Below are 17,399 nucleotides of genomic sequence, written 5' to 3'. Positions count from 1 at the left end.
CGTGAAACGCACTTCTCATGAACAAAGCATTTGTGAAAGAAACCGACCAGGACGATGACGATGACGTCGTCCAGGCACCGGCAATTCCGCCCGGGTCGAAGAACTACATGACGCCGGCCGGCTACCAGCGCATCAAGGATGAGCTGCTGCAGCTGATCGACGTCGAGCGGCCGGAAGTGGTGAAAGTGGTGCACTGGGCCGCGTCGAACGGCGACCGCTCGGAAAATGGCGACTATATCTACGGCAAGCGCCGCCTGCGCGAAATCGACCGCCGCATCCGCTTCCTGACCAAGCGACTCGACCTGGCCGAAGTCGTCGACCCGAGCGTGCACCACGGCAGCGACCAGATCTTCTTTGGCGCCACCGTCACCTACAGCAACCAGCACGGCGACGAAAACACGATCACCATCGTCGGCATCGACGAATTCGACCCGCTCAAGGGCAAAGTCAGCTGGATCTCACCCATCGCCCGCACCATCACCAAGGCGCGGGAGGGGATGTGGTGACACTGCATACGCCGACCGGAGTAGAGGAGCTGGAGATTCTGGAAGTTACGTACCCTGCGGCAACCAGCTAAAAAACCGGTGACAGGCTCCGATTTCAAAAAACCAAACCGGTGACAGGCTCCGATTTCAATTCAGCAGCATTCGATCGCGCGATCGAATCCGTCCAGCAAATTCCCGGATGGGAAACAGGAGCCTGAAAACAGGAGCCTGGCACCGGTTTTTGGGTTGGCGGGGACTGCATGGATGTTTGCGGTCGCGCAGGTACCGATGGATGATGGGCTAACACAATAGCGGCAGTCTCGTCCGGAGGTATCGTATGCCGCGCCGTGCTCGTCTTCTTTTGCCGGGAATGCCACTTCATATCGTACAGCGCGGTCATAACAGACAGCCGTGCTTCCATACGGAGTCTGATTACCTGGTCTATCTGGAGCGATTGCGGGAGCACGCCTGTACAAGCGGATGTTCGGTTCACGCGTATGTGCTGATGACCAATCACGTCCATATTCTTGCCTCCTTCGCGGACATTACGGCCGCACCTCGCATGGTCAGGCTGTTGGGGCAGCAGTACGGCTTGTATCTGAACAGGCGGCTCGGCCGTACCGGAACCACGTGGGAAGGTCGGTACTGGTCTTGTCCCGTACCGACGGAGCACTACCTGCTGAATTGCCAGCGGTATATCGAGGCGAACCCAATCCGCGCGGGCATGGCGGACCGCCTCGATCAATATCGATGGTCCAGCTATCGTGGGAACGCGGGCCTCGCAGACGACTCCCTGTTAGATAGACATGAGCTATATCTTCAGCTGGGGAGAACGGATCAGGATCGGCAGCTGCACTACCGGCAACTCAGCGCTTGCAACCTCAGCGACTTCGAACTGAACAACATACGTGAAGCACTGAAAGAAGCTTCTGTTGCCGGGTTACCTCGTCGCCGGCCGGGCAGGCCCCGAAAATCGGAGGTGCAATGACGGGACGTAGAAAAACCGGAGCCTGTCACCGGTTTTGAATATCGGAGCCTGTCACCGGTTTTTTTTACGCTCGCTCTCGGGCCACGCGATTCACGCCGCTGACCTTGCGCACATTGCGCAGCAGGCCGGCCAGGTGCACGCGGTCCTTCACCTGGATGGTGAAGCGCAGCTGGTGCAGGACGTGTTCCTTGTCCTCGTCCATGCCGACAAACGTGATGTTGCCGTCCGATTCGCCGATCTCGGCCGCTACACGCGCAAGGATGCCTTTTTCGTTGTTGATCAGGAGGCGAATGCGGCTGTCGAAGCGGCGGTTCAGTTCCGTGCCCCACTTGACGGCGATCCAGCGGTCCGGTTCCTTCTGGCGCTGGCGCTTGGCCACCGTGCAGTCGTTGGTGTGGACTTGCAGACCCTGGTCGCGGCGCAGCTGGCCGACGATCTGGTCGCCCGGGATCGGCAGGCAGCAGGCGGCAAGCTGGACGGAGACGCCTTCGCTGCCGTAGATCGTGACGGGGTCCAGGTCGGACGCGCTGTTGTGATCCACCGGCACGCTGGCCGACTCGCCGCCCAGCAGGCCGAAGATGTGCCGCGCGACCAGCGCCGCCATGCGCTTGCCGATCCCGATGTCGGCGTACAGCTCGTCCAGCGACTTCGCCGACGACTCGTTCAGCAGCCGCTCGATCAGCGACTCGGGAAGGTCCGGCGACAGGCTGATCGCGGCCATCGCCTGGCGCAGCAGCTGGCGGCCCAGGTTGATGGACTCGGGCAGGTTGATGGTGCGCAGGTGATGGCGGATGGCGGAACGCGCCTTGCCCGTGCGGACGAAACTCAGCCAGCTCGGGCTCGGGCGCGAATCCGGGTCCGTCACCACTTCGACGATGTCGCCATTGCGCAGCTCCGTGCGCAGCGGCGCCGGCTCGCCGTTGATCGTCACGGAAACCGTGTGGTCACCAATGCCGGTATGGATCGCATACGCGAAATCGATCGGGGTGGCGCCGCGCGGCATGGCGATAATCTTCGACTTCGGCGTGAACACGTAGACGGAGTCGGGGAACAGGTCGACCTTGACGTGTTCCAGGAACTCGGCCGAGTCGCCCGTCTGCTGCTGGATGTCGAGCAGCGACTGCAGCCACGCATGGGTGCGCTGCTGCATGTCCGTCATGTTGGCGTCGCTGTTCTTGTACAGCCAGTGCGCCGCCACGCCCGATTCGGCGGTGCGGTGCATTTCCTGCGTGCGGATCTGGAACTCCACCGGCGTGCCGTAGGGACCGATCAGCGTGGTGTGCAGCGACTGGTAGCCATTCAGCTTGCGGATGGCGATATAGTCCTTGAACTTGCCCGGCATCGGCTTGTACAGCGAGTGCAGGGTGCCCAGCGCCACGTAGCAGTTCGGGAAGCTGTCGACGACGACGCGGAAGCCGTACACGTCCAGCACCTGCGAGAACGTCAGGTGCTTCGAGCGCATCTTCTTGTAGATGCCGTACAGCGTCTTTTCGCGCCCGTACACCTCCGCTTCGATGCCGGCCATCGACAGCGTGTTCTTGACGGAGTCGAGAATCTTGCCGACGACTTCGCGCCGGTTGCCGCGCGCCGCCCGCACGGCTTTCGCCAGCACCGTATAGCGCATCGGGTACAGGTGCGAGAACGCCAGGTCCTGCAGCTCGCGGTAGATATTGTTCAGGCCCAGACGGTGGGCGATGGGCACGTACACTTCCATCGTCTCGCCGGCGATGCGCTGCTTCTTGGCCGGCGCCATCACGTCCAGCGTGCGCATATTGTGCAGCCGGTCGGCCAGCTTGATGAGGATGACGCGCACGTCCGACGCCATCGCCAGCAGCATCTTGCGGAAGTTTTCCGCCTGCGCCTCGATCTGGCTCTGGAACTCGATCTTCTCCAGCTTCGACAGGCCGTCCACCAGATGGGCGACGGGCGCGCCGAACCGTTCGATCAGTTCTTCCTTCTTGACGTCCTGGTCTTCCATCACGTCGTGCAGCAGCGCGGCCATGATGGCCTGCGCATCGAGCTTCCAGTCCGCGCAGATTTCGGCAACGGCGATCGGATGCGAGATATATGGCTCGCCCGATTTGCGCACCTGGCCCAGGTGCATCTCGTCGGAGAAGCGATAGGCTTCCTTGACCTTTTTCAGGTCGGCCTCCGCCATGTATTCGGCGAGCTTTTCCGTCAGATGGGTGATCGTGGCGACGCCTGCCGGGGTCAATGGCGCGGCAAGGGGAGACGTGGAGATGACGGGAGGACCTTCGCCGTCCGGCCGTGCGCGGGCCGGACGCCGGGCCCGCGTGGCGGGCCGTTCAGCGGCGTTGTTGCCGGATACGATGTCGGACTCGGCGGAGGTCAGGTTCATGGAAGTTCGACGTGTGGTCAATTCTGGGAGAACCTGGGTGGAACGATGGGAGGCAATCCCGAATTACATTGGGACCTTTTTCAGCATTTCCAGGCCAACCTTGCCGGCAGCGATTTCGCGCAGGGCCAGCACGGTCGGCTTGTCCTTGGCTTCGACCTTCGGCGTATGGCCCTGCAGCAGCTGGCGGGCGCGGTACGTTGCGGCCAGCGTCAGCTGGAAGCGGTTCGGCACATTCTGCAGGCAATCTTCGATGGTGATACGGGCCATGGTGTAACTCCTAAACTTTGTCGTGAATTGACTTGACGATAACGGGTGAATTTTTGCTGCGCGGACGGCCTAGTCGGCGTGTTCGGCATGGATACCCAGCTGGGCAAACAACGATGCATTGCGGGCCGCCTGTTGCGCAAACCGGCAACGGGCCGACCGAACGATCGCGCTCAGTTCGGATAAGGCGACCGCAAACTCTTCATTGATAATAGCATATTCGAACTCCGGGGCGTGCGCGATTTCGCCCCCCGCGGCCAGCAGGCGGCGCGTGATCACGTGCGGTTCGTCCTGGCCGCGCTTGTGCAGCCGTTCTTCCAGCGCGGCAATGGACGGCGGCAGGATGAAGATGCCGGCCGCCTGCGGGAACTGCTTCTTCACCTGGCGCGCGCCCTGCCAGTCGATCTCCAGCAGGATATCGGTGCCGGCGCGCATCTGCTCTTCCACGAAAATGCGCGACGTGCCGTAGTAATTGCCGTGCACTTCGGCCCATTCCAGGAATTCCCCCGCGGCAGCGCGCTTGACGAAATCCTCGGCCGTCGTGAAGAAATACTCGCGACCGTGCTCTTCGCCCGGACGGGGCGGCCGCGTGGTCGTCGAAATCGACAGTTTGATGGTGGGTTCCTGCGCCAGCAGGGCATTGACCAGGGTGGACTTGCCCGCGCCGGACGGCGCCGCAACCATGAACAGGCTGCCGGAGAAGTGTTGGCTCATTTGCAATCTCGAATCAAAGGGACGCGCCCAAAGATCTATTTTACCAAGAGCAACCGATTTTGCGGTCCGATTTCGAACAACCTTTCGAATCGAACGCTTGATGGCACGCCGCGCGCCCCGCTACAGTGGTGCCTCAAATAAAACACACAGAGAGATGGATGACCGCACCAGCACCCCAGCCATTGACGATTCCGGCGGCGGACGGCTACCCGCTCGGCGTCATCCGCTATCCGGCCCACGGCGCGGAAAAGGCGCGCGTCATCGTGGCCGCCGCCACCGGCGTGCCGCAGGGCTTTTATCGCCGCTTTGCCGAATTCGCGGCCGCGCGCGGCTATACCATCACCACGTTCGACTATCGCGGCATCGGCCAGTCGAAGCCGGCGACGCTGGCAGGCTTCGACGGCGACTTCCTCGACTGGTCGCGGCTGGACCTGTCCGCCGTCGTCGATGCGACCGCGCAGCCGGGCGTGCCGCTGCTGCTGGTGGGGCACTCGTACGGTGGCCACGCGTTCGGCCTACTGCCCAATCATGCGAAAGTCGACGGCATGTACGTGTTCGGCACCGGCGCCGGCTGGCACGGCTGGATGCCGCCGCTCGAGCGGTTGAAGGTGCTGTTCATGTGGCGCATCGCCGGCCCGCTGCTGACAAAAAAACACGGCTACCTGGCATGGAGCCGGCTGGGCATGGGCGAGGACATTCCGCTGGGCGTCTACCGGCAGTGGCGCTACTGGTGCCGCTTCCCGCGCTACTTCTTCGACGACCCGGAAATGGGCGCCGTCGCCGATGGCTTTGCCGCCGTGCGTGCGCCGATCGTCGCCGTCAACGCCACCGACGACCTGTGGGCGCCACCGGCGTCGCGCGACGCGTTCATGGCCGGCTACCGCAACGCGCCATGGCGCGGCATCGACATCGACACCGGCCGCGCCGGTCTCGGCAAGGTAGGGCACATGGGATATTTCCGTCCGCACGCGCAGCCGCTGTGGAGCGGTACGCTGGACTGGTTCGAAGGACTGCCGGGCAAAGTTGCCTGAAAAATGGCGGGGCACCCGCCATTTCTTAAACCGGTGCCAGGCTCCGGTTTTTGAGAAACGGAGCCTGTCACCGGTTTTTTTTGGCGGTTACTCGAGGTTCTGGACCTGCTCGCGCATCTGCTCGATCAGCAGCTTCAGTTCCATCGACGCGTCCGCCAGCTCCTTGACGGAGGCCTTGGCGCCCAGCGTGTTGGCTTCGCGGTTCAGCTCCTGCATCATGAAGTCGAGACGCTTGCCCACCTGGCCGCCTTTTTTCAGGATGTGGCGGGTTTCCGACAGGTGCGCCGACAGGCGGCCCAGCTCTTCGGCCACGTCGATGCGGATGCCGTACAGGATGACTTCCTGGCGGATGCGCTCCATCGCGTCCTGGCGCGACAGGCTGCTGTTGGAGCCCTGCGATGCCAGGCCCAGCGCTTCCTGCATGCGCTCGATGGCCTTTTGCTGGAACGCTGCCACGACTTGGGGAATCAGCGGCGTGATGCGTTTGACGATGGCTTCCATCGCCTCGATGCGGGAAATCAGCATCGCTTCCAGCGCCGCGCCTTCGCGCTGGCGGCTGGTCACGAACGCCTGCACCGTGCGGCCCATCAGCGCGGCGACGTCGGCCTGCAGCGAGTCCTGGCCGATCTGTGCTTCCTCGACGACACCGGGCCAGCGCAGCAGTTCGGCCACGGACATCGCCTGGGCGCCGGCGAAGTGGCTCTTCACTTCGGACTGCAGGCGCGACAGCTCGCTGAGCAGTGGCACGTTGAGCGCCTGGGTGCCGGCACCGGCGGCCTTGCGGCCGAAACTGAGACGGATCTCGACCTTGCCGCGCGTGATGGCGGCCATGATGGCGGCACGCAGATCGGGTTCGAGTGCGCGCAGGTCGTCGTTGATGCGGAACTGGAGGTCAAGAAAACGGGAATTGACGCTCTTGATCTCGATTGTCAGAGTTCCCGCCGCGCTTTCGCTGGTGGCAACCGCGTAGCCCGTCATGCTGGAAATGCTCAATGGATATCCCCGATTTTAGCTTTACATTAGTTGGTTTTGTCCACACAATCCGGGTGTTGAGGCGAGGAAACCTATGGCTGCACAAAACAACGCCCCATTGCCGGATGGGATGGCTTTAGCTGGATACCGCATTGTAAAGAAAATTGCGTCAGGCGGGTTCAGTATTGTTTATCTCGCCTATGACGGCGACGGCAATGCGGTCGCCATCAAGGAGTATCTGCCCAGCGCCCTCGCATTGCGGCAAGCCGGTGAACTGGCGCCCTCCGTATCGAAAAACAACCTCGCCATCTTCCGCATCGGCCTGAAATGCTTCTTCGAAGAGGGCCGGGCGCTGGCGCGCATTTCGCATCCAAATGTTGTGAGAGTGTTGAATTTTTTTCGCGCCAACGACACAGTTTATATGGTCATGGCTTATGACTCCGGTCACTCGCTGCAGGAATTCATCGGCCGCCAGCACGCCAAGGGCGGCCGGATCGGCGAGGCATTCATCCGCCAGATTTTCACGCAGGTGCTCAAGGGCCTGCGCGAGGTGCATGCGAGCCAGCTGCTGCATCTCGACCTGAAACCGGCCAATATCTACCTGCGCACCGACGGCACGCCGATGCTGCTCGATTTCGGCGCGGCGCGCCAGACCGTGAATACCGATATCCCGACGCTCCAGCCCATGTATACCCCCGGCTTTGCCGCGCCAGAGCTGTACGTGAAGACCGAAGCGCTGGGGCCGTGGACGGACGCGTACAGCATCGGCGCGTCGATGTTCGCCTGCATGGCAGGCGCGCCGCCGCAGCCGGCGGACGCGCGCCGCAAGGACGACCGGATGGACGCGCACTTCGAGCGGCTGCGCGAGCGCTATTCGCGGCAGCTCGTCGACCTGGTGCGCTGGGCCTTGCAGGTCGATCCGCTGGCCCGGCCGCAAAGCCTGTTCGCGCTGCAGAAGGCGCTGCAGGAGCCGTTGCAGGACCATGCGCCAGCCGCACAGGCAATACCGGCGCCGCGCGGCCTGCAAGGATTGGCACGGCGGCTGGCGGCGCGCTGGCGGCGTCCCGCCGGCGCACCCGACACCTTGCAGCCGTAGCACTGCCATGCAATTTTCCGTTTATCAGGAAAGCCATATCGGCGGGCGCAGAGTCAACCAGGACCGCATGGGTTACAGCTTCACGCGCGACGCGCTGTTGCTGGTGCTGGCCGACGGCATGGGCGGCCATCTGCGTGGCGAGGCGGCGGCGCAGGTGGCGCTGCAGACGATTTCCGCCCTGTTCCAGCAGCAGGCCACGCCCTACGTCAAGGGGCCGGAGCGCTTCCTGCAGGATGCCTGCATGGCGGCGCACCGCGAAATCCACCGCTACGCGCAGCAGCAGGGGATGCCCGACACGCCGCGCACGACGATCGTCGTCTGCCTCATCCAGCACAATACGGCCACGTGGGCCCATTGCGGCGATTCGCGCCTGTACTGGCTGCGCGACGGCTGCGTGCTGGCGCGCACGCGCGACCACTCGCACGTCGGGAACCTGATCGAAAAGGGCAAGGTGCCCGAGTCGGCACGGGCCACGCACCCGGACCGCAACAAGCTGTATAACTGCCTGGGCGCAGCCACGGCGCCGCGGGTGGACGTTTCGCCGCGCGCCAGCCTGCGGCCGGGCGACACGATGCTATTATGCTCCGATGGCCTGTGGGCCGTGCTGGACGAACCGGACCTGGTCGATGCATTGTCCACGCGCGCCGTCGTGCGCGCCGTGCCCGAGCTGCTGCAGGCGGCATTGCGCCGCGGCGGCGAAGCGGGCGACAATGCGACCGGCCTGGCCATCACCTGGCAGGGCGGCGCCGGCGCCAGCGACGTTCCGACGGAAGTCATGACGACGCCGTCGCTCATCTCGACCGATGCGCTGCCGGGGGACCTGCACGGCTCGACGATCACGCCCGGCACGGGCTTCGACCCGTTCGACGAGGAAGAGATCGACAAGGCCATCGCCGAAATCCGCGGCGCCATCGAAAAATCATCGCGCTTACTTGGATAATCCTCAGATAATCCTCAGATAACCAGAACAGGAACACCATGACATTTGCATCCCGCCCCAGCGGCCGCGCCGTCGACCAGCTGCGCACGCTGCGCCTGACCCGCAACTACACTAGGCACGCGGAAGGCTCCGTGCTGATCGAATGCGGCGACACGAAGGTGATCTGCACCGCCAGCATCGAAGAGAAGGTTCCGGGCTTCCTGAAGGGCAAAGGGCAGGGCTGGATGACGGCCGAATACGGCATGCTGCCCCGCTCGACGCATTCGCGCATGGACCGCGAAGCGGCCAAGGGCAAGCAAAGCGGGCGCACGCAGGAGATCCAGCGCCTGATCGGCCGCTCGCTGCGCGCCGCGTTCGACCTGCAGGCATTCGGCGAACGCACCCTGCACCTCGACTGCGACGTGATCCAGGCCGACGGCGGCACGCGCACGGCGTCGATCACGGGCGCGATGGTGGCCGCGTTTGACGCGTTCTCGAAGCTGGTGGACAAAGGCCTGCTGCCAGCCGTCCCCGTCAAGCACTTCGTTGCCGCCATCTCCGTCGGTGTCTACCAGGGCATGCCGGTCCTGGACCTGGACTATCCGGAAGACTCGGCCTGCGACACCGACATGAACGTCATCATGACCGATGCCGGCCACTTCGTCGAAGTGCAGGGCACGGCCGAAGGCGCCGCGTTCGACCGCGCCACGATGAACCGCCTGCTCGACCTGGCCGAGGGCGGTATCCGCGACCTGATCGCGCTGCAGAAGCAGACCCTCGGGCTGGCGGGGTAAAATACCGCCTCCCCGAAAAAACCGGTGACAGGCACCAGTTTCCAGATTGTGGAAACAGGTGCCTGTCACCGGTTTTCGGAAAACATTGCTGCCGCCGACTCATTGCCATGACCCAGAAACTCATCCTCGCCTCCAATAACGCGGGCAAACTGAAGGAATTCAACGAACTGCTGTCGACTGTCGGCTTCGAAGTGCACGCCCAGGGCGAGTACGACGTGCCGGAGGCCGAAGAGCCGTATTTCACGTTTGTCGAGAACGCGCTGACAAAGGCGCGGCACGCGTCGCGCCTAACCGGATTGCCAGCGCTGGCCGACGATTCCGGTGTCTGCGTCAATGCGCTGGGCGGCGCGCCTGGTGTCTTCTCGGCGCGCTTCGCGGGCGAGCCGAAATCGGACGCGCGCAACAACGAAAAGCTGATCGCCGATCTCGCCGCGCATGACGACAAGTCGGCGTATTACTACTGCGTGCTGGTGTTCGTACGCCATGCCGACGACCCGCAACCCGTCATTGCCGACGGCCGGTGGAACGGCGTCATCGTGCCGGAAGCGCGAGGCGCGGGTGGCTTCGGTTACGACCCGCACTTCTTTATTCCGGAACTGGGCAAGTGCACGGCCGAACTGGCGCCGGAAGAAAAGAACCGCCTGTCGCATCGCGGCCAGGCGCTACGTGCACTGGTAGACAAGCTGAAATGATCCCGATCAAACCCGTCGGCGTGAAGACCGCACCGACCCGCACCATCGACAGCGCTGCCGGCGTCGCCGCGCAGTACCTGCAGCCGGGCGCGCTGAACCTGTCCGCGCTGCCGCCGCTGTCGCTGTACATCCACTGGCCGTGGTGCGTGCGCAAGTGCCCCTACTGCGACTTCAACTCGCACGAAGCAAAGGGCGAGGTGCCGGAGCGGCAGTACCTCGACGCGCTGCGGGCCGACCTGGAAATGGCGCTGCCGCTGATCTGGGGCAGGAAGATATATACGGTGTTTGTCGGCGGCGGTACGCCCAGCCTGATGTCGGCGGCGGGCCTGGACCGGCTGATGTCGGATCTGCGCACCTTGCTGCCGCTGGACAGCGATGCCGAGATCACGCTGGAAGCCAATCCCGGCACGTTTGAAGCGGAGAAGTTCCGCAGCTACCGCGCCAGCGGCATCAACCGGCTGTCGATCGGCATCCAGAGCTTCAACGGCCACCACCTGCAGTCGCTGGGCCGCATCCACGACGAGAACGAGGCGCGCCGCGCCGTCGAGATCGCACAGGCGAACTTCGACAACTTCAACCTCGACCTGATGTACGCGCTGCCGCAACAGACGCTGGCCGAGGCGCGCACGGACCTGGAGACGGCGCTGTCCTACCGGCCGCCGCACCTGTCGCTGTATCACCTGACGATGGAACCGAACACGGTCTTCGCCAAGTACCCGCCGCAGCTGCCGGACGACGACGCCAGCGCCGACATGCAGGACCTGATCGCGCAGATGACGGCCGATGCGGGTTACGGCCACTACGAAGTGTCGGCCTACGCGCAGCCGGGCCATCGCGCCCGCCACAACCTGAACTACTGGCAGTTCGGCGACTATCTCGGCATCGGCGCGGGCGCGCACTCGAAGCTGTCGTTCCCGCACCGCGTGCTGCGCCAGGCCCGGTACAAGCAGCCGAAGTCGTACATGGAGCAGGTCGCAGCCGGCACGCCCGTGCAGGAAGAGCGCGAGATCGGGCGCGACGAGATGGGCTTCGAATTCATGCTCAATACGTTGCGCCTGCGCGAAGGCTTCACGCCGAACCTGTATGCCGAGCGCACGGGCCTGGCGCTGAATACCATCGAAAAGCAGCTCAATGCCGCCGAGGCCAAGGGCCTGCTGTACCGCGACCACGCCATCATCCGCCCCACCGAGCTGGGGCAGCGCTTCCTCAATGACTTGCAGGAGATGTTCCTGCTGTAAGACTGCCAAAAGCCGAGCTCGTGACAACAACGGGGTCAGGCACAAAAACTGTCACGGACTCATCGCTACGTGCGGTAACACGTCGTCGATTTTGACAACAATCGGGCGATTCACCACGTTACGGTTGAGTTCGTGACAGTTTCCGTGCCTGACCCCGAGGTTGTCACGGGCTCGGCCGTTGTAGTCAGAAACCGGACGCCAGCTTCAGATCCGGCTTCTCCGCCCACCGCGCCAGCGTCTCCGCCATCCGCTCGCTCTCTCCAATGGCGAACGTCCAGTCGCGGATGCGGGCGGCGTGGTTCTGCCCGTAGCGCTGGAAGTCGGCGCGGTCGGGCATCTTGCCGTTCGGCAGGCGAGCCAGAAATGAGGGCGACGGCGAGACGAGCACCATGTTGTCCAGTGCGGCATCCTTCACGCGGCGCCACGGCAGCGATTTATCGAGCCAGCCCGGCACGATGTAGTCCGTGAAGTGCGGATACAGCACCAGGCCGGGATCGCGCCGATACGGCAGGTGCAGGTGGTAGTCGATCAGGCCGCCGTCCCAGTACGTGCCCGGCGGCGCACCCGGGATGTCCGTGACCGCTTCGAGAACCAGCGGGATCGAGCCCGAGGCGACCAGCGCCGCATGCAGGTTGGTCTCGTCCAGGGCCGCGAACGCCGTCCCGAAGGCGTCGAATTGTTCGCGCAGCCACGCACTGTCGTCGCGTGCATCGTGAAACACCACACGCTCCATTGCCTGCGCCAGCCGTGCGCGCGAGACGGCATTGCCGGCCGCCGCCAGCAGGAAGCCGGCCATTTCGCGCCAGCGTACGCCGCGCGTATCGGCCAGCGGGCCGATGCCGCGCGCCGTGATGACGGCGAGGCGATGCAGCGGATGCCGTAGCGCCTCGCCGCCGTGCCCGTCCAGCACATCGTCCAGCAGGGCGCGCACGGTGCGGCTGACGTATGCGGCATCCACCTTGTCGGGATAGGTCTGGTGCGTGTAGTAGTGGGCCAGGCGCTTGTGCGCCGCGACCGGATCGGCCAGCGCGCTGGCGGCCATGCGCCACGCACCGATCGACGCGCCGATCAGGCGGCGTTCGCGCGGTGCGGCGGGCAGCCATTCGCCGAACAGCCATTTGTCGATGCCGTGCAGGATCAGACCCTTCGGCCCGCCGGCGGCAGCGGGAACGATGGCGACATCAAGCGCTTGCAGGCCTTCGGTGGCGATGCGCTGGCGGGCGCGCTGGCCGAGCCGGATAACGATGGGTGCATCCATACGACTACTGCAATCCTCCCCCCAGCGCCCGATACAGGTCGATGGCGCTGGTCGTGCGCAGCAGGCGCGCCTGCACCAGCTGCTGTTCGGCGTCGAACAGCTCGCGCTGCGCATCGAGCACGTCGAGCGTGCTGGCCACGCCGTTCTCGAAGCGCAGCTGCAGAAGCCGCAGGCGCTCCGCCTGGGCTTCCTGGATGGCCCGTTGCGCGGCCACCTGGTCAGCCAGGTAGCTGCGTGCGGCCAGTGCGTCGGCCACTTCGCGGAATGCCACCTGGATGGTGCGCTCGTAATCTGCCACGGCGATGTCCTTGCGCACCTCGGCCAGGTTCAGGTTCGCGCGGTTGCGGCCCGCGTCGAAGATCGGCACGGCCAGCTGCGGCACGAACGACCACGTCTTCGTGCCGCTGTCGAACAACCCCGAGAACTCCGGACTGCTGCTGCCCAGCGCCGCCGTCAGCGAGATGCGCGGGAAGAAGGCCGCCCGCGCCGCGCCGATATTGGCATTGGCCGCGCGCAGGCGCTGCTCGGCCGCACGGATGTCCGGGCGGCGGGTCAGCAGGTCCGACGGCAGCCCGGCCGGCACGGCGCTCATCGCGTCAATCTGGCGGTCGTCCGCCATCGGGCCGGAGGCCGCCTGTGCGGGCGGCGCGCCCACCAGCAGGGTCAGCGCGTTTTCCGCTTGCGCGCGCTGGCGGGCCAGCGCCAGCGCCTGCGCGCGTGCCGTTTCCATCAGCGTTTCGTTCAGGCGCAGATCCAGCAGCGACGAGGCGCCCACTTCCAGGCGCTGGCGCGTCAGGTCGTAGGTGCGGCGGCGCGCTTCGTACGTGGCCTGCGCGATCCGCTGCTGTTCGGCATACGCCCGCTCCGTGAAATACGCTTTCGCCACTTCGGCCACGGTGCTGATCTGCGCCGCGCGCCGGGCTTCGTCGGTGGCGAGATACGAAGACAGCGCCGCGGCCGACAGGTTGCGCACGCGGCCAAAGAAGTCCAGCTCAAACGCGGGGATCGAGATGCCGGCGTCGTAGTACTCGCCCACGCCACCCTGGCCCGGCGTGTTCCGGAAGTCGGCCCCGCGTGCCCGCGTGCCCGTCAGGCCCGCGTTCACGCTGGGCAGGCGGTCTGCGCGCGTGATGTTGTACGCGGCGCGGGCCTCCTCGATGCGCAGCGCGGCCGTGCGCAGGTCGCGGTTGTTTCCCAGCGCCGTGGCGATCAGGGAGCGCAGCCGGTCGTCGGCAAAGAAGTCGCGCCAGCCCGTGTCGACGGCGGCCTTTCCGTCCGCGGCGGGTGCCGCGGCGGCGCCGGCACCAGGCGCGTTGACGGGGAAGTCCCCCGCGACGGGGGCGGCGGGGAGCTGGTACGTGGGCGCCAGCGAGCATGCCGACAGCACGGCCGCGGCCAGCACGCTCAGGACAGGTTTGATCATTGCTGGTTTCGTCATCATTTCTTCTCCGGCATATCCAGTTCGTGTGCGGCCAGGCGGCGCTGGCGTTCGCTGCCTTTGAAAATCTTGCGGATCACGACAAAGAACACGGGCACCAGGAACACGGCCAGCACGGTCGCCGTGATCATCCCGCCCATCACGCCCGTGCCGATGGCGCGCTGGCTGGCCGACCCGGCGCCGGTGGCGATCACCAGCGGCAGCACGCCCAGAATGAACGCCAGCGACGTCATGATGATGGGGCGGAAGCGCAGGTGCACTGCCTCCAGCGTCGCCTCGATCAGGCCCATACCGCCCGCCTGCAGGTCCTTGGCAAACTCGATGATCAGGATCGCGTTCTTGGCCGACAGGCCGATGATGGCGATCAGGCCCACCTTGAAGTAGACGTCGTTGGGCAAATCGCGGATGTGGGCACCCAGCAGCGCGCCCAGCACCCCCAACGGCACCACCAGCAGCACGGCGATCGGAATCGATTCGCTTTCATACAGCGCCGCCAGCACGAGGAACGCGGCCAGCAGCGACAGCGCGAACAGGGCAGGGGCCTGCGAGCCGGAGGTGCGCTCTTCCAGTGACTGGCCCGTCCATTCGATGCCAAAGCCCGGCGGCAGCTGGGCGGCCAGGCGCTCCAGTTCTTCCATCGCCTCGCCCGTGCTGCGGCCCGGCGCCGCGTCCCCCGTCAGCTTGATGGCCGGGTAGCCGTTGTAGCGCACCAGCTGCACGGGGCCGTTGATCCATTTCGTCGTGGCGAACGACGCGAACGGCACCATGTTGCCGCCGCTGCTGCGCACGTTCAGGCGCAGGATGTCGCCCGGCTGCATGCGGCTTTTCTGGTCCGCCTGTACGATCACGCGCTGTTGCCGGTTGGCCGCGTTGAAGTCGTTGACGTACGACGAACCGAGGCCCGCCGACAGCGTGCTGTTGATGTCCGCGAACGTCACCCCCAGCGCATTGGCCTTCTCGCGGTCGATGTCCACCTGCAGCTGCGGCGCATCCTCCATGCCTTCCGGCCGCAGCCCGCTCAGCACCTGGCTTTTGCCCGCCATGCCCAGCAACTGGTTGCGCGCCGCGATCAGCGCGTCGTGGCCCTGGGCGCTGCGGTCCTGCAGGCGCGCCGTGATGCCGGTGGCGTTACCCAGTTCGCGGATCGGCGGCGGCGACAGCGGGAAGACCACCGCGTCGGGAATGCCGGACAGCGCACCCATCGCGCGCTTGGCCAGGTCGTCCGCCGACTGGCCCTTGCCGCGCTCGTCCCAGTCCTTCAGCGGCACGAACACGAGGCCCGCGTTCTGGCCGTTGCCCGAGAACGAGAAGCCGGCCACCGCGATCGTGCGGGCGACCTCGGGCTGGTTGCGGAAGTACGCGTCGACCTGCGCCAGCACGGCTTCCGCGCGGGGACGCGACGCGCCCGGCGGCAATTGCACGTTGGTGATGATGTAGCCCTGGTCCTCGTTCGGCAGGAACGACGACGGCAGTTTCATGTACAGCCACGCGACGATGGCCAGCAAGGCGACGAAGATCAGCATGAAGCGGCCGGTGCGGGTCAGCATGCGGGCGATTACGCCCTGGTAGCTCGTCGCCGTCTTCGCGAAGCCGCGGTTGAACCAGCCGAAGAAGCCGCGCTTCTCGACGTGATGGCCTGCCTCGACGGGCTTGAGCATCGTTGCGCACAGCGCCGGCGTCAAGGTCAGTGCCATCAGCGCCGAGAAGCCCATTGCCGCCACCATCGACAGCGAGAACTGGCGGTAGATGGCGCCCACGGCGCCGCCGAAGAACGCCATCGGCACAAATACGGCGATCAGCACCAGCGTGATGCCGATGATGGCGCCGGTGATCTGCGACATCGCCTTTTTCGTTGCATCGCGCGGCGACAGGCCTTCCTCGCTCATGATGCGCTCGACGTTCTCGACGACGACGATGGCGTCGTCGACCAGGATGCCGATCGCCAGCACCATGCCGAACATCGTCAGCACGTTGATGGAGTAGCCGAACAGCTGCATCGCTGCGAAAGTGCCCATCAGTGCGATCGGCACGACGATCGTCGGGATGATCGTATAGCGGAAGTTCTGCAGGAACACGTACATGACGATAAACACCAGCACGACCGCTTCCAGCAGCGTCTTGACCACTTCCTCGATGGAGATCTTGACGAACGTGGAGGTATCGTACGGCACGGTGTACTTCAGGCCCGGCGGGAAGAACTTCGACAGCTCTTCCATCTTGGCCTTGACCAGGTTGGCCGTTTCCAGCGCGTTGCCCGTCAGCGACTGCTGCACGGCGATGGCGACGAACGGTTGGCCGGACAGGCGCGCGCTGATGTTGTACGTGGCGCCGCCCATTTCGAGCCGGGCCACGTCGGCCAGGCGCACCGTGGAGCCGTCCGGATTGGCGCGCAGGACGACTTTCGAGAACTGCTCGACGGACGTCAGCTGGCCCGTGACGACGACGGGCGCCGCATAGGCCTGCGAGGATGGATTCGGCAGGTCGCCGATGGTGCCGGACGTGACCTGCGCGTTCTGCGCACGGATCGCGGCGGTGACGTCGCTCATGTTCAGCTTCAGGCCTGTCAGCTTGTCCGGGTCTACCCACACGCGCAGCGCGCGCTCGGTACCGAACAGCTGCGCCTGGCCCACGCCGGGAATGCGCTTGATCTCGTTGACGACGTTACGGGCCATGTAGTCGCCGATGGCCGTCGGGTCCATGCGCCCGTCCGTGGAATACAGGCCGACGAACATCAGGATGTTCGAGCGCGCCTTGTTGACCTGCACGCCCTGCTGCGTGACGGCCTGCGGCAGGCGCGACTCCACGCGCTTGATGCGGTTCTGCACGTCCACGGCAGCCAGATCGGGGTTCGTCCCCGGCAGGAACGTGACGGTGATCGTCACGCCGCCGCTGGCGTCGCTCTGCGACTCCACGTACTGGAGGCCATCGGCGCCGTTCATCTCCTGCTCGATGACGCTGGTGACGGCGTCGTCCAGTACCTGCGCGGTGGCGCCGGGATAGTTGGCGGTCACGACAATCGACGGCGGCGCGATGGTCGGGTACTGCGCCACCGGCAGCCGCGCGATCGCCAGCGCGCCGCCCAGCAGGATGAACAGGGCGATCACCCAGGCGAAGACGGGGCGGTCGATAAAGAATTTTGGCATCGCGGCTC

At 65.1% G+C, this 17,399-nt stretch carries 14 protein-coding genes and 1 pseudogene; 8 read left to right on the top strand and 7 right to left on the bottom strand.

From position 1 onward, the window contains the following. Positions 1 to 17 precede the first annotated feature (17 nt). A pseudogene (greB, locus tag E1742_RS09700) lies at positions 18 to 577 on the top strand (transcription elongation factor GreB). Positions 578 to 822: 245 nt separating this feature from the next. Then, positions 823 to 1,473 (top strand): transposase, encoded by a 651-nt coding sequence (locus tag E1742_RS09695; protein WP_134384686.1) that lies wholly within the window; start codon positions 823 to 825, stop codon positions 1,471 to 1,473. Between the two features lie 64 nt (positions 1,474 to 1,537). Here E1742_RS09695 and E1742_RS09690 read toward each other — a convergent pair whose 3' ends face one another. The 3 genes from E1742_RS09690 to gmk all read right to left on the bottom strand — a co-directional run bounded on the left by E1742_RS09690 (position 1,538) and on the right by gmk (position 4,810). Further along, the gene (locus E1742_RS09690) at positions 1,538 to 3,832 is read right to left on the bottom strand and encodes a RelA/SpoT family protein (protein ID WP_134384685.1); all 2,295 of its coding nucleotides are present in this window, start codon (positions 3,830 to 3,832) and stop codon (positions 1,538 to 1,540) included. 63 nt (positions 3,833 to 3,895) lie between these two features. Next, positions 3,896 to 4,099, bottom strand: coding sequence for a DNA-directed RNA polymerase subunit omega (gene rpoZ / locus E1742_RS09685; RefSeq protein WP_107143459.1), 204 nt, complete (start codon positions 4,097 to 4,099; stop codon positions 3,896 to 3,898). Between the two features lie 69 nt (positions 4,100 to 4,168). Further along, a complete protein-coding gene (gmk, locus tag E1742_RS09680; protein ID WP_134384684.1) occupies positions 4,169 to 4,810 on the bottom strand; it encodes a guanylate kinase in 642 nt (213 codons plus the stop codon). Positions 4,811 to 4,968: 158 nt separating this feature from the next. Here gmk and E1742_RS09675 point away from each other — a divergent pair, with 158 nt between their 5' ends. After that, on the top strand, positions 4,969 to 5,841 hold the full coding sequence (locus E1742_RS09675; RefSeq protein WP_134384683.1) for an alpha/beta hydrolase family protein: 873 nt from the start codon (positions 4,969 to 4,971) through the stop codon (positions 5,839 to 5,841). A gap of 87 nt (positions 5,842 to 5,928) precedes the next feature. On the opposite strand, the gene E1742_RS09670 is transcribed toward E1742_RS09675, so the two are convergent. Further along, entirely contained in the window at positions 5,929 to 6,819 is an 891-nt protein-coding gene (locus tag E1742_RS09670) for a YicC/YloC family endoribonuclease (RefSeq protein ID WP_134388108.1), read from the bottom strand. An 88-nt stretch (positions 6,820 to 6,907) separates the two neighbouring features. Here E1742_RS09670 and E1742_RS09665 point away from each other — a divergent pair, with 88 nt between their 5' ends. The 5 genes from E1742_RS09665 to hemW all read left to right on the top strand — a co-directional run bounded on the left by E1742_RS09665 (position 6,908) and on the right by hemW (position 11,552). Then, on the top strand, positions 6,908 to 7,909 hold the full coding sequence (locus E1742_RS09665) for a serine/threonine protein kinase (RefSeq protein WP_134384682.1): 1,002 nt from the start codon (positions 6,908 to 6,910) through the stop codon (positions 7,907 to 7,909). 7 nt (positions 7,910 to 7,916) lie between these two features. Then, positions 7,917 to 8,849: a PP2C family protein-serine/threonine phosphatase gene (locus E1742_RS09660; RefSeq protein ID WP_134384681.1), complete on the top strand. Its 933-nt coding sequence runs from the start codon at positions 7,917 to 7,919 to the stop codon at positions 8,847 to 8,849. Between the two features lie 38 nt (positions 8,850 to 8,887). Then, positions 8,888 to 9,622: a ribonuclease PH gene (rph, locus tag E1742_RS09655; RefSeq protein ID WP_134384680.1), complete on the top strand. Its 735-nt coding sequence runs from the start codon at positions 8,888 to 8,890 to the stop codon at positions 9,620 to 9,622. 107 nt (positions 9,623 to 9,729) lie between these two features. Then, positions 9,730 to 10,314 (top strand): RdgB/HAM1 family non-canonical purine NTP pyrophosphatase, encoded by a 585-nt coding sequence (rdgB, locus tag E1742_RS09650; RefSeq protein ID WP_134384679.1) that lies wholly within the window; start codon positions 9,730 to 9,732, stop codon positions 10,312 to 10,314. Then, complete coding sequence (hemW, locus tag E1742_RS09645) at positions 10,311 to 11,552, top strand: radical SAM family heme chaperone HemW (RefSeq protein ID WP_134384678.1); 1,242 nt, start codon at positions 10,311 to 10,313, stop codon at positions 11,550 to 11,552. The genes rdgB and hemW overlap by 4 nt, the downstream gene beginning before the upstream one ends. A gap of 184 nt (positions 11,553 to 11,736) precedes the next feature. On the opposite strand, the gene E1742_RS09640 is transcribed toward hemW, so the two are convergent. The 3 genes from E1742_RS09640 to E1742_RS09630 are packed head-to-tail and all read right to left on the bottom strand — an operon-like array spanning position 11,737 to position 17,391. Beyond that, entirely contained in the window at positions 11,737 to 12,810 is a 1,074-nt protein-coding gene (locus E1742_RS09640; RefSeq protein ID WP_134384677.1) for a patatin-like phospholipase family protein, read from the bottom strand. A 4-nt stretch (positions 12,811 to 12,814) separates the two neighbouring features. Then, a complete protein-coding gene (locus E1742_RS09635; protein WP_229466810.1) occupies positions 12,815 to 14,248 on the bottom strand; it encodes an efflux transporter outer membrane subunit in 1,434 nt (477 codons plus the stop codon). Next, the gene (locus E1742_RS09630) at positions 14,248 to 17,391 is read right to left on the bottom strand and encodes an efflux RND transporter permease subunit (protein ID WP_134384676.1); all 3,144 of its coding nucleotides are present in this window, start codon (positions 17,389 to 17,391) and stop codon (positions 14,248 to 14,250) included. Before E1742_RS09630 ends, E1742_RS09635 begins: the two co-directional genes overlap by 1 nt. Positions 17,392 to 17,399: the final 8 nt, after the last annotated feature.

The organism is Pseudoduganella plicata, from assembly GCF_004421005.1.
Classification (GTDB): domain Bacteria; phylum Pseudomonadota; class Gammaproteobacteria; order Burkholderiales; family Burkholderiaceae_D; genus Rugamonas; species Rugamonas plicata.
The sequence above is the reverse complement of the archived record's forward strand: the minus strand, read 5'-3'. Positions and strand labels throughout refer to the sequence as shown.

Excerpts from the sequence above, each read along its gene's own strand:
- E1742_RS09695 (WP_134384686.1), top strand. The coding sequence starts at position 823 with ATGCCGCGCCGTGCTCGTCTTCTTTTGCCGGGAATGCCACTTCATATC.
- E1742_RS09690 (WP_134384685.1), bottom strand. The coding sequence starts at position 3,832 with ATGAACCTGACCTCCGCCGAGTCCGACATCGTATCCGGCAACAACGCC.
- rpoZ (WP_107143459.1), bottom strand. The coding sequence starts at position 4,099 with ATGGCCCGTATCACCATCGAAGATTGCCTGCAGAATGTGCCGAACCGC.
- gmk (WP_134384684.1), bottom strand. The coding sequence starts at position 4,810 with ATGAGCCAACACTTCTCCGGCAGCCTGTTCATGGTTGCGGCGCCGTCC.
- E1742_RS09675 (WP_134384683.1), top strand. The coding sequence starts at position 4,969 with ATGACCGCACCAGCACCCCAGCCATTGACGATTCCGGCGGCGGACGGC.
- E1742_RS09670 (WP_134388108.1), bottom strand. The coding sequence starts at position 6,819 with ATGACGGGCTACGCGGTTGCCACCAGCGAAAGCGCGGCGGGAACTCTG.
- E1742_RS09665 (WP_134384682.1), top strand. The coding sequence starts at position 6,908 with ATGGCTGCACAAAACAACGCCCCATTGCCGGATGGGATGGCTTTAGCT.
- E1742_RS09660 (WP_134384681.1), top strand. The coding sequence starts at position 7,917 with ATGCAATTTTCCGTTTATCAGGAAAGCCATATCGGCGGGCGCAGAGTC.
- rph (WP_134384680.1), top strand. The coding sequence starts at position 8,888 with ATGACATTTGCATCCCGCCCCAGCGGCCGCGCCGTCGACCAGCTGCGC.
- rdgB (WP_134384679.1), top strand. The coding sequence starts at position 9,730 with ATGACCCAGAAACTCATCCTCGCCTCCAATAACGCGGGCAAACTGAAG.
- hemW (WP_134384678.1), top strand. The coding sequence starts at position 10,311 with ATGATCCCGATCAAACCCGTCGGCGTGAAGACCGCACCGACCCGCACC.
- E1742_RS09640 (WP_134384677.1), bottom strand. The coding sequence starts at position 12,810 with ATGGATGCACCCATCGTTATCCGGCTCGGCCAGCGCGCCCGCCAGCGC.
- E1742_RS09635 (WP_229466810.1), bottom strand. The coding sequence starts at position 14,248 with ATGACGAAACCAGCAATGATCAAACCTGTCCTGAGCGTGCTGGCCGCG.
- E1742_RS09630 (WP_134384676.1), bottom strand. The coding sequence starts at position 17,391 with ATGCCAAAATTCTTTATCGACCGCCCCGTCTTCGCCTGGGTGATCGCC.